This window comes from Rhodococcus sp. HNM0563, from assembly GCF_012726195.1.
Taxonomy (GTDB): domain Bacteria; phylum Actinomycetota; class Actinomycetes; order Mycobacteriales; family Mycobacteriaceae; genus Rhodococcus.
In genome coordinates, this window is record NZ_JAASAF010000001.1 from 360,613 (window position 1) to 376,216 (window position 15,604).

General features: G+C 64.7%; 12 protein-coding genes. 8 read left to right on the forward strand and 4 right to left on the reverse strand.

The genetic code is table 11. From position 1 onward, the window contains the following. Positions 1 to 16: 16 nt before the first annotated feature. Complete coding sequence (locus tag HCA61_RS01755; RefSeq protein WP_169686060.1) at positions 17 to 658, reverse strand: hypothetical protein; 642 nt, start codon at positions 656 to 658, stop codon at positions 17 to 19. A gap of 185 nt (positions 659 to 843) precedes the next feature. Here HCA61_RS01755 and HCA61_RS01760 point away from each other — a divergent pair, with 185 nt between their 5' ends. From HCA61_RS01760 to HCA61_RS26725, 5 genes are all read left to right on the forward strand, one after another. After that, positions 844 to 2,124, forward strand: a complete 1,281-nt coding sequence (locus tag HCA61_RS01760) for an amidohydrolase family protein (protein ID WP_169686062.1) — start codon at positions 844 to 846, stop codon at positions 2,122 to 2,124. Positions 2,125 to 2,215: 91 nt separating this feature from the next. Next, positions 2,216 to 2,998, forward strand: a complete 783-nt coding sequence (locus HCA61_RS01765; RefSeq protein WP_240958881.1) for an ATP-binding cassette domain-containing protein — start codon at positions 2,216 to 2,218, stop codon at positions 2,996 to 2,998. 3 nt (positions 2,999 to 3,001) lie between these two features. Next, positions 3,002 to 4,987, forward strand: coding sequence for a YhgE/Pip domain-containing protein (locus HCA61_RS01770; RefSeq protein ID WP_169686064.1), 1,986 nt, complete (start codon positions 3,002 to 3,004; stop codon positions 4,985 to 4,987). 86 nt (positions 4,988 to 5,073) lie between these two features. Then, positions 5,074 to 6,456 (forward strand): glutamate decarboxylase, encoded by a 1,383-nt coding sequence (locus HCA61_RS01775; protein WP_169686066.1) that lies wholly within the window; start codon positions 5,074 to 5,076, stop codon positions 6,454 to 6,456. Positions 6,457 to 6,704: 248 nt separating this feature from the next. Next, a complete protein-coding gene (locus HCA61_RS26725; protein WP_169686068.1) occupies positions 6,705 to 9,215 on the forward strand; it encodes a helix-turn-helix transcriptional regulator in 2,511 nt (836 codons plus the stop codon). A gap of 4 nt (positions 9,216 to 9,219) precedes the next feature. Here HCA61_RS26725 and HCA61_RS01785 read toward each other — a convergent pair whose 3' ends face one another. Further along, positions 9,220 to 9,870 carry an amino acid-binding protein gene (locus HCA61_RS01785; RefSeq protein WP_169686070.1) on the reverse strand — a complete coding sequence of 217 codons (651 nt, stop codon included), beginning with the start codon at positions 9,868 to 9,870 and terminating at the stop codon, positions 9,220 to 9,222. 344 nt (positions 9,871 to 10,214) lie between these two features. Here HCA61_RS01785 and gatC point away from each other — a divergent pair, with 344 nt between their 5' ends. Both gatC and gatA read left to right on the forward strand, forming a co-directional pair. After that, complete coding sequence (gene gatC / locus HCA61_RS01790; protein WP_169686072.1) at positions 10,215 to 10,514, forward strand: Asp-tRNA(Asn)/Glu-tRNA(Gln) amidotransferase subunit GatC; 300 nt, start codon at positions 10,215 to 10,217, stop codon at positions 10,512 to 10,514. Further along, on the forward strand, positions 10,511 to 11,986 hold the full coding sequence (gene gatA / locus HCA61_RS01795) for an Asp-tRNA(Asn)/Glu-tRNA(Gln) amidotransferase subunit GatA (protein ID WP_169686074.1): 1,476 nt from the start codon (positions 10,511 to 10,513) through the stop codon (positions 11,984 to 11,986). The genes gatC and gatA overlap by 4 nt, the downstream gene beginning before the upstream one ends. 70 nt (positions 11,987 to 12,056) lie before the next feature. Here gatA and HCA61_RS01800 read toward each other — a convergent pair whose 3' ends face one another. Next, complete coding sequence (locus HCA61_RS01800) at positions 12,057 to 13,322, reverse strand: alpha/beta-hydrolase family protein (RefSeq protein WP_247273508.1); 1,266 nt, start codon at positions 13,320 to 13,322, stop codon at positions 12,057 to 12,059. A gap of 131 nt (positions 13,323 to 13,453) precedes the next feature. Next, on the reverse strand, positions 13,454 to 14,218 hold the full coding sequence (locus HCA61_RS01805; RefSeq protein ID WP_169686075.1) for a hypothetical protein: 765 nt from the start codon (positions 14,216 to 14,218) through the stop codon (positions 13,454 to 13,456). 152 nt (positions 14,219 to 14,370) lie between these two features. On the opposite strand from HCA61_RS01805, the gene HCA61_RS01810 reads away from it, so the two are divergent. Next, the gene (locus HCA61_RS01810; protein ID WP_169686836.1) at positions 14,371 to 15,558 is read left to right on the forward strand and encodes a histidine kinase; all 1,188 of its coding nucleotides are present in this window, start codon (positions 14,371 to 14,373) and stop codon (positions 15,556 to 15,558) included. Positions 15,559 to 15,604: the final 46 nt, after the last annotated feature.

A 15,604-nucleotide genomic window follows, 5' to 3' on the forward strand; every position in this document is an offset into this window, starting at 1 on the left:
CCGGGGTCGCGAGACTTCAGGTGGCCACTGATCGGGTCGGCTCGGGTGCGTTCCGGCTGCCCAGAAAGACCGCCGACGCAACAAGGAAACACAGGGCACCGACAAACGTTCCGATACTGGCGAGGCTCGGGTCGAGTGTGTTACCGGTATCGAGGACGTACGAGCCGACCGCCGACACACCGAAGGCGATGGACCCGAGCATATTGAGCCATACGCTCTGCCAGTCCTTCGACCGCGGCAACCAGTATCCCTTCTCGCGCCACAGGATCAGTACGGCGAGCGCGCTCGAGACGAGAAAGCACAGTGACCCTTCGAGGTTCGGGTTCCACACCAAATGCTCTTCGCCCTTGACTGTGTGCGCGTGCAGAGCTGCGCCGGTGCTCACATTGAACAGAAGAGTTCCGAGGAACTGGATCATCGCCGAGAGCCACTCGGCGCGAATTCCGACGCCCTGCTTGTCCGACACGGTCGCGGCGCCGCTGAGCATGAGCTGGACGAACGCTGCGCCTGTGAAGAACCACGAGCCGACGAAGAACGAAGTATTTGCACCGGCAGTCCCCAGCGCACTCGAGATTCCCGGCGCGGAACCGAGCGCGAACAGGAAAGCGCCGACAACGAATCCCCATGACTGCACGCGCAATGTCGGGCGGATCAGCATGGCGGCAGTGTAGAACACTGTTCCGCACGACACGCGGGATATCAGGAGGCCGATCCGGGCCGAAAGTCCCTGTTCGGGAAAGGTTCTCCGCGGTGAGGGCGATGAGGGTGAAGTGGTGGGGTGAATTCCGTGTCCGTCGGTTGGATCGGGCGCGCGCCGGGAATATCCGGATTAGCGTCCGGCTCATGACGGCAACCCCCGATTTCGACAATCGTCTGCTATTTCGCAATGTTCGCGTGTTCGACGGTCACTCCGGTGACTTGCTCGGTGGCGATGTGCTGATCGACGGAGACACCATCAGCGCGGTGTCCGACTCGCCGATCGGCGACGAACCGGGTCGCGACACCATCGTCGTCGATGGGGCGAATCGAGTGTTGATGCCGGGGATGAGCGATGCTCATGTCCACCTCGTCGGCAACGCCAACTCCTACGTCGACATGGTGATGGGTTCCGAGGCTCATATCGCCTTGAACGGCCTCGCGGAGGCGAAGAACATGTTGCACCGAGGTTTCACCGCGGTGCGGGACATGGCCGGTGATACCGCCAGCATCAAGTCGGTGATCGACCGCGGTTTGTTCGAAGGGCCGAGGATCTACCCCTCCCAGGCGGCGCTTTCTCAGACCAGCGGGCACGGTGACTTCGGGTTCGTCTACCAATGCCCGACGGTATTCGGTGGTGATCAGAGCCGCGCCGAGCAGATCGGGTTCATGCGGGTCGCGGACGGAGAGGATCAGGTTCTCGCCGGCGTGCGAGAACAACTGAAGAAGGGCGCGTCCCAGATCAAACTGATGGTCGGTGGTGGGGCGGCCTCGATGTACGACCCCCTGTACACGGTTCAGTTCATCGACAAGGAACTTCGGGCCGCGGTGAACGCGGCGACCGACTACGGCACCTACGTAGCGACCCACGTCTACAACGTCACCGGGATCCGGCGGGCGCTCGCGGCGGGCGTCCGTTCCATCGAGCACGGCCACCTCGCGGACGAAGAGACCATCGCGCTCATCGCGGAAAAGGAGGTGTGGTTGTCGATGCAGCCGTTTGCGCTGGGCGACCACCACTATCCCGACCCTGATCGCGCGGAGAAGGATCGGGAGATCTGCACCGGAGTGGACCATGTCTACGAGTGGGCGAAGAAGTACGGTGTCAAGACGGCGTGGGGCACCGACCTGCTGCTCGAGCCGCAGATCGCTCCTCGGCAGAGCGAGATGGCAGCCCGGCTCGGTGACCACTACACCAACCTCGAGTCCCTGAGGATGTTGACGTCGGGGAACGCGGAACTGTTCCGCCTCGCCGGCGAGAGGGACCCGTATCGGCAGGCCCTGTTCGGGGTGATCCGAAAGGGCGCGTGGGCCGACGTTCTGCTCGTGGACGGAAATCCCCTCGATGACCTGACACTGCTGGCGGATCCCGAGAAGAATCTATCCGTGATCGTCAAGAACGGCCGGATCGTCAAGAACCAGCTCTGAAGCGGGGTCTCGGTATATGACGTCCCTTCGTGAGTGCACGGCCGGGGATGTCCGGACATCGATGAACATGACTCGGAATGTGGGATGAGCTTTGGCCGAAACGAATCTCGAAGAATCCGGAGCCGAGGAATACGACGATCCCGGCGCGTTCGACGTGGACCGGTCCGAATGGACGCACATTCCGGGCAGTCTCGTGTCCGCGCGAGCCATCGAACTCCACGGTCCGTGGGGGCACGTGTTCGGCCCCCTCGACCTGGATATCGATCAGGGGGGTGTGACGGTGGTGGCGGGGCAGGCCGGCGCCGCGCGCACGGCGCTGCTGATGGCGTTGTGCGGGAGGATGCGGCTGACGCGGGGATCTCTTACCGTCCTCGGTTTCGAGAACCAGCCGAGGAAGGTGCTCGCCCGTTCTGCCATCGCCTGCATGAACGAACTCGACGAGGTCCAGCCGTCCGTCACCGTGCGTGATCTCGTGACCGAGCAGAAACGTTGGAACTCACCGTGGTACAAGTTCGTTCCGCGCGTCGACGAGGAGGGCGTCGCCGACATGTGCTCGGAGGTCTTCGGGGACGTACCGATTCCACCGCTCAACGCGTTCGTCGACGACCTGCCGGAGATTGCGCAGTTACTGCTGCGCATCGCGGTGGCCAATACCCACCGACCGCCCCTTCTGGTGGTGGGACGGATCGACAAGATCGCCGACGATGCGGAGCGCGAGACCTTGCTGGAGCGACTCGTCGCCCTCGGAGAGCAGCAATCGGTGATCACCGCCGACGTGAACCCGCAGAAGCCGGATTCGGGGGTGCGGGCGGTGGTCGACCTGCACGGACTCCTCGGACCGGGCGACATCGGCGTCATGACCGAAGGTAGGTGACCGATGCTGGCAGGAGTTTCCCTCGGTAGTGATTCGAAACGGTACTTCCGCGGCACCATGCCGCGTATCGCTATTGCAACGATCATCCTCATGCCGCTTCTGTACGGCGCCATGTATCTGTGGGCCTTCTGGAACCCGTTCGGTGCGGTCGACAAGATTCCGGCCGCGATCGTCAACAACGACACCGGGCTTTCCGCAACAGGTCAGCAGGTCGACGCGGGTGATCAGGTCGTCGAGTCGCTCATCGCGTCCGGGCAGCTCGATCTGCACGAGGTGTCGGAGAGCGATGCGACCGACGGTCTGGCGAGCGGAAAGTACTACTACACGATCACCATTCCGGAGAACTTCACTGCGGCGGTGGAGTCGCCGAACGGCAGCAATCCCGAGAAGGCGAATCTGACCTTCACCTTCAACGATGCCAACAACTACCTCGCGACCATCATCGGCCAGGATGCGTCGGAACAGGTGATCAGCCAGGTCAACTCGACGATCGGCGCCCAGGGCGTCGGGCAGGTGCTCACCGGGCTGGAAACTGCGGGCTCGGGCCTGAAGCAGGCGGCCACCGGCGCGGGAACGCTCGCTTCGGGAGTCGACACCGCGACGGAAGGGGCAGATCAGCTCGACGCGGGCGCCACCGAACTCGCCGACAACATGGTCACCGCGCGCGACGGGTCGGCTCAGCTGGCTGCCGGTGCGGATCAGCTCGCCACCGCGATCGACGGTGTCACCGGTCCACTCCTGAACGCTCTCGACAGCGGGCAGTTGTCGAACGTTGGAAGTCAGGCCTCACAGCTTCGAGCATCGATCGTCGCGCTGGAAGACCGGATACCTCAACCGGCGCAGGCCTCAGCGGGGATCGCGGTTCAACAGGTCATCGACATCCTGGGGCAGAGTTCGGACCCGATCGTCCAGCAGGCCATCACCGCATTGACGCCGTTCACTGCACAGGAGGTGGTCTCCGATACCGAGGCGTTGCGCGCCGAGATCGTACGACTGCAGGGGGATGCGCGGGCTCTGGAATATGAGCTGAACGATCCGAACAGTCCCCTCCAGAGCGGTCTGGCGATGCTCCAGGGCGGCGGGCTCGCGGCCGAGGTCGGCGAGCTGCGCAGTGGTGTGAACGAGCTGAATTCGGGTGCGGCAACGCTGCATTCGGGCCTGATTCAGCTGACCGACGGCAGTTTCCAGTTGTCGGACGGTGCCGGACAGCTCTCCTCTGGAATGGTCGAACTGCAGTCCGGCTCGCATGAACTTGCTGATGCGCTCGCCAAGGGGGCGCAGCAGGTACCGAGCTGGACCGATCAACAACGCACCGCGACGGCGGACACATTGTCGACGCCGGTCGCGCTGCAGCAGCACACGACCAACGAAGCATCGACGTTCGGCACCGGGTTTGCTCCGTTCTTCCTCTCGCTGGCGCTGTTCGTCGGCGGTATCATCACCTGGATGCTGCTGACTCCGCTGCAGTCACGGCCGACAGTCGCGGGTGTCGGGCTGTACCGGACGGTTCTGGCGTCGTACTGGCCCGCGTTGCTCGTCGGTGTGCTCCAGGTGGTGGTCATGTACACGGTCGTTCATTTCGGTGTCGGGCTCGACGTGAAGCACGTGGCGGGAACGATCCTGTTCCTGATGTTGGTGTCCGCGACCTACTTGGCGATGATCCAGGCGTTCAACGCGGTATTCGGAGTTGCGGTCGGACGTGTCGTCACCCTGGCATTTCTGATGTTGCAACTCGTGTCCGCCGGTGGCATCTATCCCGTGCCGACCACAGCGACACCGTTCCAGTACATCCATCCCTTCGACCCGATGACATACACGGTCAACGGCTTGCGCCAGCTCACGGTGGCCGACCAGATCGATTCGCGCTTGTGGATCGCGACTGCCGTCCTCATCGGGATCCTGCTCGTGTCCTTGTCCGCGAGTGCGCTCTCCGTTCGACGTAATCGCCGCTACACGATGGAAAGGCTCTACCCGCCGATCGAGGTCTGATCGCAGCGTGACCGGTTCAGACGAAATCCAGTCCACAACAGGCATCGGATCGGACAGAGATTCGATGCCGAGTATCGGAGGAAGAGATGTCAGATCACATTGCCGCCCCTTCGGAGACGCTCGCGCCCGCCTACACAGGTCGTCTCGGAACCGACCCGATTCCGGCGCTTCGACTCCCGAAGATGGAAACCGAGCCCGAGGCGGCCTACCGGTTCATCCACGATGAACTCATGCTCGACGGAAGCTCGCGCCTGAACCTGGCGACGTTCGTGACCACGTGGATGGATCCACAGGCCGACCGCCTCATGGCGGAAACCTTCGACAAGAACATGATCGACAAGGACGAGTACCCGGCTACGGCAGAGATCGAGACCCGGTGCGTGAATATGGTGGCGGCACTCTTTCATGCCGAGGGTCTGTCCCCGACCGATCCGGCTTCGGCGACCGGCGTCTCTACCGTGGGGTCGTCCGAAGCTGTGATGTTGGCGGGCCTCGCGCTCAAATGGCGGTGGCGGCAGAAGCGCGCCGCGGCGGGTCAGGACTCCGCCAGGCCCAATCTGATCATGGGTAGCAACGTTCAGGTCGTCTGGGAGAAGTTCTGCAGGTACTTCGACGTCGAACCCAAGTATCTGCCCATGGAGCAGGGGCGGTATGTCATCACTCCGGAGCAGGTCCGCGATGCCGTCGACGAGAACACCATCGGTGTGGTGGCAATTCTCGGGACGACCTTCACCGGAGAGCTGGAACCGGTTTCGGAAATCGCCGAGACCCTGGACGAGATTGCTGCCGGTGGGGGTCCGGACGTCCCGTTGCATGTGGACGCGGCGAGCGGGGGGTTCGTCGTACCCTTCCTGCACCCGGAGATGGAGTGGGATTTCCGGATTCCTCGGGTCGTCTCGATCAATGTCAGCGGACACAAGTACGGAATGACTTATCCGGGCATCGGATTCGTTGTGTGGCGTTCGAAGGAACACCTCCCCGAGGAACTCGTGTTCCGCGTCAACTATCTCGGCGGGGACATGCCGACCTTCACGCTCAACTTCTCCCGATCCGGTAACCAAGTGGTCGGCCAGTACTACAACTTCATCAGGCTCGGGGTCGCCGGCTACACCCAGATCATGGAGTCGCTGCGGGACACCGCATTGATGCTGTCGCGCGAGATCTCGGGAATCGACGACATGGAGATCATCACGGATGGGTCGGCGATACCCGTTCTCTCGTTCCGGCTGGTGGGTGATCCGGGATTCACGGTCTTCGACATCTCCCACGAACTGCGCGCTCGTGGATTTCAGGTTCCCGCATACACCATGCCCGCCGACGCCGAGGAAATCGCTGTGTTGAGGGTGGTCCTGCGGGAGGGCTTCAGTCGCGACCTCGCGTACAAGTTGTCCGAAGCGATCACGGATGTCGTCGATCGACTGCGCGCAGGTGTGGGCACCGGGCATACCGCGCAGGGTTTCGCGCACTGATCGTCGGCGCGGGGAGGTCGTTCGCCTTGTTGCCTTCCCGCGCGTCGCTGTCCGCTGCGAGGGCTCCGGTGTATCGGCCGGGTGAATATGTTCGACATCGGTCGCGAGCAAAGGGATTTCTGCATTCGCTCCGTATCACGGTAATTCGTCCCCATTGTTGTTACGCTGTGCATAAGCTCGATTACGGGATTGAAGATGCGGGCCTGCGGGGGTGTTGCGCACCTTCTGAGCAGGAGGATTTCGCATAGGTGCCCCAAATACTGCCACTGTTTCGCAGCCGGCTGTTCTCACTGTTGTCGAGTTCGGCGACCTTGATCGTGGTGTACGGCAACCGATTCGCCGGTAAGACCACATTGGTTCGCACATGGCTCATGGCGGATCCCGTTTCCGCTGCAGTCCCGGTCTTCGTGGAGGCGCCATCGGCCGATGTGACGAAGGACGAGTACTGGTCTGGCGTCCTACGCTCCGTGTGCGCATACCTCGGTAGTGCGCCGCTGGACCACTGCGGTGCTGGTTTCGAGGAGCTGCGTTCGTTTCTCGCCGCGCAGCACCGCCCGATTGTGCTGATTCTCGACGGAATAGGTGCCGTCGAGTCGGCCGAGGAACATGTCGGTGATCTGCTCGCCCGGTGCCCGCGGTTGAGAGTTGTTGTCACAACACGAGTTGCGGGACAATGGTGTCGTTACGTCGACAGTGTTCCCGACCGGATGATGCTCACCTCGGATGTACTTGCCTTCACGGATGGGGAGGCCAGCGCTTTTCTGCGCGCATCCGCGGTGCCGCACGGTTCTCGCGTGGTTCGGCGAATCGTGCGACGCACGGGAGGGTCACCGGCGCTCATCGCTGCCGTATGCGAGGTGCTGAAAGCGGACAGTGTGCAGGTGCCGGACGGCGAGAATCGTATCGATCGCCTCATGGACACCGCTGTCGACACCGCAATTCTGCGAGCCATTGCCATCGACCCCCTGCTTGCGTCGCAGTTTCGATCCGTTCTGATGTCGGCCGCCATCGCGACTCCGCTCGCTTCGTCTGCGGGAGTTTCGTCCGCGGGAGTATTGCCTTCGGTGGTGGACCCCGTGGAATTCGTCGACGTACTCGAGTCTGCCGGAATGGTCGAATCGGAACCGGGAACCGACCTGTCGATGCGGACGTACCCCGGCGCCGTTCGAGAATCGCTCTTACGCTCGGCCGAGGCCGAATGCTCCGACGAACTCCGGGGCGCCCGGACCGCTCTGATCCGATTCTGGCTGGAGCACTCGAACGCACACAATGCCCTCGTGCAGGCGGTGGAAAGTGGCAGTTGGGAATGTGCGGTGACGATAGTGGAGGAACATTGGGCCACCCTGTACTCGGGTGGATTCCTTCTCACCGTCAGCGAGGCCCTGGTGAACAGGATTCCTGTCGGAGTCGTCGAGAACAATCCGACAGTGGCGGCAATCCGGCGGCTGCATCGCCGGCTCACCGAACCCCACGACATTCCTGGGTCGATCGGCGACCGGGAGTGTCCTCCCCCCTCCTTGCCGGAGCCTGCCCCAACACTGATGCGAGCGATCGATCTGCGCCTCGGAGGTCACTTCGCCGAGGCGGCCGCGGCATGTGAGGATGTTGCCGGCGAGTTGGTGCGGGCATCCGACGACCCGGATGTCGCCACGCCGAACGCCGGGGCCCTTGATCACCTGCACATCGGGTTCACCTTTCTGCTCGCGGGCCGCATCGATGACGCGCCGGTGTTGTTCCGGCTCGCTCATCGTCTCGGAAGCGCCACCTTCGTGGAGCGAACCGCAGCGGGTGTGCTCGCGCTGACCCACGCGCTACATGGTTCGATCACCGACGCTCGACTCTGGATCGACGAGGAGCATCGGCATGAGCCGCTGCCTGCCGACGAGGAGGCGATCGTGAGGCCACCTGGCCTGGTCGCGTCGGCACTCGTCGCCCTGGACCGACTCGATCCGGATGGCGCGTTCGACATCCTCACGGAGCTGGGATCACCCGATGACAACGAGGAGGGCTGGGCATTCACTCTGTATGCGAACGGGCAGCATGCACTTCTCGCCGGACTGCCCGCCGACGGCCTGCAGTACATCGAGTCCGAGATCAAGCGTTTTTCCCGGTTGTACGGCGGGATGTCCGGCCACTTGCTCGATGCGGTCCGCGCTGACCTCAATCTGGCGATCGGTCGCCCGGACGAGGCTCGGCGAGTCGTGGCGCGGTCGACCGACACGCTCACGGCAGCTGCGCGTGCACGGGTCCGCCTGTTCGCCGGCGATCCCGCAGGCGCCGAGGCCATCGGGCATCACTATCGCGACGACCCGAGTTGCCCACCGCGGGTGTCGATGGAGCTGGCCGTTGTCGGCGCGGCAGCAGCATGCGCGCTGGGCAGGCGAAACGATGCTCGCCGCTGCATGTTCCGTGCCGCCGCGCTGTCGCGACAGACCGGGATGCTGAGGCCGTTCACCGGCCTTGCTCCGTCGATGGTTCGGAACATCACGGATCTCGGTGTCGACCTCCCGGTCGATCTGGAACAGATCGCGCTCGACTTCGGCACCTTTCGCACGACACAGCCGACGGTGCGGCTGACCCCGCGGGAATCGGCAGTTCTCGAAGCACTGGTCGCAGGTGGCAATGCTGGGACGATCGCTGAGGCACAGTTCGTCAGTCTCAATACCGTCAAGACCCAATTGCGGTCGCTCTACCGCAAACTGGGTGTGCACTCCCGTCGGGACGCGATCGCGGTTGCTCGCCGGTTGGTGCTCGACTGAAAAGTCAGCCGAGCACCGTGCCGATGATTCCCGCGAGGTAGCCCATCCGCGCAACCTCCGATGGCCGGAATTCGGGACCGCCCGGCCTTCCCAGCATGAGAACTCGATCCGATCTGCCAAGGGGCGCCGCCGCGAGCATCGTGTCCATGTCCCGCCACAATCGAGGCACCCACTCGGCTTCATGATCGAGCAGTGCCGGCTTCTCGAGAGGCATCCACGGGGTGTCGGCGGGCCGTGTTTCCGGAGCCCCGGGACTTCCGACGATGCGGTACGTGCCGTGCGCCCCGACTCCGAGGACAGTGGCCCAACTCACCCGCAGTACACGAGGCGCGCCATCCACGAGCACCTGCAGGCGGTCGTCGCGTGCCGCCGAAACCTGATCGATGAGCTCGAGCTCGCGGTGAGTGTCGAGGATGCCCGCGTACGGGCGGATCGAGTCGACGGTGACGCCGTCCAAGGCCTCCGCGGCGGTGATCAAAGTGTCGGGCAGCTTCCCCGGTTCCACGTCGACCACGAGGTCGTCGATGGCGAAGCCGGCACCACGATCGACCACGTCGAGCGACAGGATGTCTGCGCCGACCGAACCCAGAGCCAACGCGAGTGCGCCGAGGCTACCGGGACGGTCGGGAAGCTGGACACGTAGCAGGTACGACACGTGCGTCCTTTCCCACATTCTTCGCCGACGCGTGAACACGCCGGCCCAGGGGTGCAGGTCGCACAACCATGACAGCAGTCGGAACCCCCGGCATCGTCCATCTTTTCACTCGCGCAGCGCGCGTAGGAACGCTCGTCGGGGGAATCGTGACCTAGCGCCGGAAAATGCCCGGTCATAGGTGGCGGCGTCACATGAATGAAACAAAGGTTTCCCCCATGTGCAATGCAGCGGGCCGATTCGGGTGGTGCCCGAACCGAGTACACGGCCGCCACGGTGGGGCATTACCCTGGACAGGACGTTCGAACGCCAGATGATCCATCACCACTGGAAAGGGGCCACCTACGGTGCCTGCCATTTCCCGTGACGAGGTTGCGCACCTCGCCCGGTTGTCCCGCCTTGCGCTGACCGATGCGGAACTCGACGAGTTCTCCGGCCAGCTCGATTCCATCCTCAGCCACGTCAAGGCGGTCTCCGAGGTTGCCGCGGACGATGTGGCGCCCATGGCGAACCCGAACGCAGTCACCAACGTGACCCGTGCCGACGTCGTGCTGCCCGGACTCACGCCCGACGAGGCTCTGTCCGGCGCTCCCGCTGTCGAAGAAGGACGCTTCGCCGTCCCGCAGATCCTGGGGGAGGGCGAATGAGCACCGATCTCACCAAACTCGACGCCGCCACGCTCGCGTCACGCATCCACGCCGGCGAGGTGTCCTCCGTGGAGGTCACGAAGGCGCACCTCGACCGGATCGCCGAGGTCGACGGTGAATACAACGCGTTCCTGCACGTCGGCTCCGAGCAGGCACTCGCCGCCGCAGCCGACGTCGACCGTGCGGTGGCTGCAGGCGAGAAGCCGGCGTCGGCCCTCGCGGGCGTTCCGATCGCGCTCAAGGACGTGTTCACCACCACCGACATGCCCACCACGTGCGGCTCGAAAATCCTCGAGAACTGGGTCTCGCCCTACGACGCGACACTGACGACGAAGCTCCGTCAGGCGGGTATCCCGATTCTCGGCAAGACCAACATGGACGAGTTCGCGATGGGATCATCCACCGAGAACTCAGCGTACGGACCCACCCGCAACCCGTGGGACACCACGCGGATCCCCGGCGGATCGGGTGGCGGATCCGCGGCCGCTCTCGCGTCGTATCAGGCGCCGCTCGCCATCGGCACCGACACCGGCGGCTCGATCCGTCAGCCTGCAGCCGTCACTGCGACGGTCGGGACGAAACCCACGTACGGCACGGTGTCGCGTTTCGGTCTCGTTGCGTGCGCATCTTCGCTCGATCAGGGTGGTCCGTGCGGTCGCACCGTTCTCGACACTGCATTGCTGCACGAGGTGATCGCCGGACACGATCCTCGCGACAGCACCTCCGTCGACGCAGCGGTTCGTCCCGTGGTCGAGGCCGCGCGACAGGGTGCAGCCGGCGACCTGTCGGGCATGAAGATCGGCGTCGTCAAGGAACTGCATTCCGACAGCTACCAGCCCGGTGTGATTTCGTCGTTCGACGCTGCCGTGGCGACCCTCACCAAGCTCGGTGCCGAGGTCGTCGAGGTGTCGTGTCCGCACTTCGAGTACGCACTCGCGTCCTACTATCTGATCCTGCCCTCGGAGGTGTCGTCCAACCTCGCTCGTTTCGACGCAATGCGGTACGGCATGCGCGTCGACGACGGTTCGATGAGTGCCGAGCAGGTCATGGCCGCGACCCGCGCCGCCGGATTCGGCAAGGAAGTCAAGCGTCGCATCATGATCGGCACCTACGCACTGTCGTCGGGCTACTACGACGCCTACTACGGTCAGGCGCTTAAGGTGCGTTCGCTCATCGCGCAGGACTTCGACAAGGCCTACGAACAGGTCGACGTCCTGGTCTCGCCCACGAGCCCGTTCACCCCGTGGAAGCTCGGCGAGAAGGTCGACGATCCGCTCGCGATGTATCTGTCCGACCTGTGCACCCTGCCGACCAACCTGGCGGGTCACTGCGCGATGTCGGTGCCATCGGGCCTGTCGGCGGACGACGGACTGCCCGTCGGGCTGCAGATCATGGCTCCCGCGCTGGCCGATGAGCGGCTCTACCGTGTCGGAGCGGCATTCGAAGCTGCCCGCGGACCGATCGTCGCCTGACTTTTCCGATCGACCGACCGGCGGTGCCGTGGGCCTGTGCCTACGACACCGCCGGTTCGCATCGGCGCGGCTACGACACCGCCGGTTCGCACTGCGCCTGTTCGGTTCCGTAGCGATGCCCGTGTCCTGGAGCCGAGTCGAGTGAGGTGAACAGGTCGACGGTGGTCTGCAGGAACCCCACCACCGGCAGCCACGTCGGTACGGGCGCGTCCTGCACCGCACGCGACAGATCCGGTGGCGACCACAACAGCGACGGCTGCCACCACACGACGGGATCCGACGTGTTCGCCAGCACCGTCGCCCCGTCGGTGCGCACCGATCCGGCCGGCGGACCCGCCCACAGTGCGTCGCACAGGCCCGGTTGGATGTCGTCGAACACGGCGCTGCCACCGATCGAGCCGAGGCTCTGTCCGTATACGTGCAGGTCGGGTCGCTGATCGGGAGGCATCGTGGCGATGTGCTCGCGCACGGCAGAGACAAGCGCCCGGGCGGACCGGGAGGCTGCGTCGCGGTCGAAGACGAACGTGACCCAGCTCGGCGTGTCCGAGTACTGCTGTGCCGCGATGGCGACGTCGTCGCCCCAGCGGTCCTCGAATCCCTGCACAGCATTGGCATCGACCCACCCGGACCCGGTGGGAATCGCGACGACAAGGTGCTCCCGTTCGAACCCGCCGGTGCGTTCGAGTTCCCGGACCGCGAGCGCCGCGCGCGACTCATCGTCTGCGGCTGCAGCCAACCCGACGTAGACCCGCACGGGCGACCCCGAGGATTCGATCGAGACGAATCGTCGCCCTTGCGTGCCGAGACTGTTCCAGTTCACCAGTGAGATGGGGGAGCCGGACACCCCAGGGTCGAGCGTGGCTACCGGAGTGGATGCCGATGCCGTATCCGGCGACGGGGAGACGACCGAGGTGATACCCCACGCGAGAAGGATCGCTGCCGTCGCCAATGCCGCGATCGAGCGCGTACGACCGGCCATTCGGACCAGGGTGCGGATGCCTGTGGCGCCTCCCACGAGAATCGATGCCGTCACGACGGCTCCGGCGAGTACTTCGAGCCAGTAGTGCAATCCGATCGGTGCCACCTCCATCGCGGCACGAAGTGCGTTCTGCCAGTGATGCGCCCACGTCGCACTCACCGCGACCATTGCAGTCGCGACTGCTGCTGCGAGCCAGCGAGCCTCCGCCTCGCGTGGACCGTGCTGCGCTCGAACCCGATGGGGCACAAGGCGTCGACTCAACGCCGTGACTGCAAGTGCGACTGCGATGAGGACCCCGGTGAGGACCCCTTGGGTGAGGGAGTCCCTCGGCAACAGCGACGGTGCGAGCGAGACCACAGCCGCGAGGGTCGCGGCCACAGTCGAGCCCAGGCGGGGTCCGAAAGCTTTGTGAGGGAATAGGGTACGAGGGTGTGGGGTATCCCCACCCGGATTATCAGCCGCCGGTGCGGGGTGGGTCAGGTCGATCGTCACCGGTTCGTCCTCCTCAGGAAAGTGCTGCCCGCGACGACCGCCGCACCGGCTGCAGCCAGATAGGGCACCGGCGACTCGGATTCAGGCAGGCGGTAACCCTGGCGCCACGAGTTGATCTGCACCGCCGCAGAGGCGATTCCCGCCATCACGTCGCACCGCGGTTCCACCCCGGCAGTGACATCCCCCGTCGCTTCGCTCGCCTCGGTGACATCCCCCGTCGCTTCGCTCGCCTCGGTGACATCCCCCGTCGCTTCGCTCGCCTCGGTGACATCCCCCGTCGCTTCGCTCGCCTCGGTGACATCCCCCGTCGCTTCGCTCGCCCCGGTCGCGCACGCGGCGTTGAGGTTCCGTTGCAGGTGCGCATCGAGGTCGCGCCGGGCCTGCGGCCCGAGCTCGCCGCCGATGTCGCGTGCATACCGGAGCAGGTCGTACCCGAGATCGTGGCTACGGCACGCAGGTTCGAAATCCGAGGGGAGCGCGACAGGTGACGAGCAGTCACCGTCCGGGTCGGTGAGTACACCGTCGATGGTGTTGCCCGGTTCGATCGACGGGTGGTATCCCATGACCTCGGCGAAGCCGTCCGGGAACGCCGCGAGCGCACCGACAGTATCGTCGGCCACAAGTGCGGCGACGGTAGCCGCAACTGCCGGGTCCGCGGTCGTAGCGGTACTCGCGGGGGATGCGGCACCGACGCAGAGAGCGGCCCCGGCACCGAGTAGTACGGTGGCCGCCGTGCGGCGTGTTGCGGTTCGGTTGATCATGATTCAGACGGTATGAACGACCTCCACCACGCCGGATCACGCGCGGGAGTGGTTCCGGGAAGCCATCCTCATACCGCAGGGTTGCTGCGAACTCACTCTCAGGTATGAGGACAGGCAAGACACGTACTCCTAGCGTGGAGGGCGTGAAAACGATGATGCGTACCGGAGCGACCTCCGCAGTGAAGACCACTGCGAAACTGGGACGCGGTCGCTGGCCGACGGTCATCGCAGTCGTCGTCACGCTGATCCTGTATGCGGTTGCGTGGCCGACACTGCCACTCACCCACGACACGATGCCGCAGCTGATGCCGCTCGTCGCCGGCTTCGCAGTGTTCCCGTTCGTGTTCGTGTTCAGCCGCCCGGCGTTGGGCTGGGCTGTCACCGCACTCGCCGCGCTGGTGATCCCGCTGGCGTTCGAGAGGGTCGGGGACTACACCTACCCTTGGCAGGTAGTGCACATCATCGTGCTCCTCGCGCTCGTCCTCGCCGTGTCCGTTCTGGAAGAGATCCGCGTCGTGCTCGTGGTGTGGATCGCGACGGTGCTGTTGTTCTTCCTGTACATGCCGGGAGACGACGGATGGGGCTGGATGGTGGGGCTCACCGCCCTCGTCGTGTTCGGTCTACTGGTGCGCTGGTTGGTGATCTCGCGGCGGCAACTGGCCCACGAGGAGGAGGTCAGCGAACTCGAGCGCGCGCGCCGCGCGGTACTGGAGGAGAAAGCGCGTATCGCGCGCGATCTCCACGACATCGTCGCCCACCACATGTCGATGGTTGTCGTGCAAGCGCAGAGTGCCCCCTATCGGTTGACCGACGTCACCGACGAGGTTCGAGCCGAATTCGACTCCCTGGGCGCGACCGCCCGCGAAGCACTCAATGAGGTGCGCAGCCTGCTCGGTGTACTGCGCAGTGACGGTTACACCCCGGAGAACGAACCGCAACCCGGCGTCGAGCGAATCGGTGAATTGCTTGCCGCGTCGCAACGTGCCGGTGTGCGGCTGAACACCGAGATCACCGGTGAGCCGGTCGGCGTCAGCGACGGTGTGGGTCTGGCGGTGTACCGGATCCTCCAGGAATCGTTGACCAACAGTGCTCGGCATGCTCCGGGTGCAGCGGTCGACGTCCGCATCCGATGGAGCCCCGGCACAGTGGAGATGGCCGTGACCAACGGCCCGCGTACGGAGGCCGTGGAGGCGGTGGTGCTGTCGGATCGGAACGGGGGCAGTGGCATCAGGGGTATGGGAGAGCGCGCAGCAACGGTCGGTGGCCGGCTCGTTGCGCATCCGCGACCCGACGGCGGATTCGAGGTCCACGCGGTGCTGCCTACGGTCGTCGCAGTATGACGCGTCCGCAGTCCTCCCCGAACCGCACTCGCCGGGGCTGCAACAA

Bases quoted from the DNA above. Each gene is read 5' to 3' on its own strand.
- HCA61_RS01810 (WP_169686836.1), top strand. From the start codon at position 14,371: ATGATGCGTACCGGAGCGACCTCCGCAGTGAAGACCACTGCGAAACTG.
- HCA61_RS01770 (WP_169686064.1), top strand. From the start codon at position 3,002: ATGCTGGCAGGAGTTTCCCTCGGTAGTGATTCGAAACGGTACTTCCGC.
- HCA61_RS01775 (WP_169686066.1), top strand. From the start codon at position 5,074: ATGTCAGATCACATTGCCGCCCCTTCGGAGACGCTCGCGCCCGCCTAC.
- HCA61_RS01805 (WP_169686075.1), bottom strand. From the start codon at position 14,218: ATGATCAACCGAACCGCAACACGCCGCACGGCGGCCACCGTACTACTC.
- gatA (WP_169686074.1), top strand. From the start codon at position 10,511: ATGAGCACCGATCTCACCAAACTCGACGCCGCCACGCTCGCGTCACGC.
- HCA61_RS01760 (WP_169686062.1), top strand. From the start codon at position 844: ATGACGGCAACCCCCGATTTCGACAATCGTCTGCTATTTCGCAATGTT.
- HCA61_RS01755 (WP_169686060.1), bottom strand. From the start codon at position 658: ATGCTGATCCGCCCGACATTGCGCGTGCAGTCATGGGGATTCGTTGTC.